Raw genomic sequence first — 489 nt, 5'->3', positions numbered from 1 at the left:
CAACGCTCCCCCGCCGCCGCGCTCCTGGGCCGACAAGGACCCGGCCGCCGCGGCCCGGCTGCAAACTGCCCGTCCCCGGCTGGCAAGCCTGGCCGAGCAGTTGGACATGCCGGTGGAGAACCTGCTCACCCCCGACTACCTGCGCCGCACCGCGTGGCGTCCGCCGGAACCCGTCACGGAACAGACGATGGACGCCGCCCTGGCCGAACTCGGCGCCCGCCCCTGGCAGCGAAAACTGACGGCCGGGCTGCTTGCCGAAGCGTACGCCAACCCGGAGCCGCTGGCACTCAAGGAGAACCCTGAGCCCGAGGCGGCCACCGGCGGCGGCGCTGTCGGCGCCTCCACGCGCCGGCGGACTTCCACGGCAACTGTTGCAGGGCCCGCCGATTCTTCAGCGGGGGCGGTGTCCGGCTCCATCCGGCGGCGCCGGCGTGAACGGCATTATCTTCAATCTCGTGGAGGGGATCATCGACCACCACATCCTCGCCA

1 pseudogene is annotated in these 489 nt (G+C 72.0%); it reads left to right on the top strand.

Annotated elements, in window-relative coordinates:
* Nucleotides 1–489 (top strand): annotated as a pseudogene (locus AC5RUJ_RS18285) (hypothetical protein); the annotation flags it as partial.

This window comes from Arthrobacter sp. Y3223164, assembly GCF_059091005.1.
Note: the sequence above shows the minus strand (reverse complement) of the source record. Positions and strands in the feature narration are given on the sequence as shown.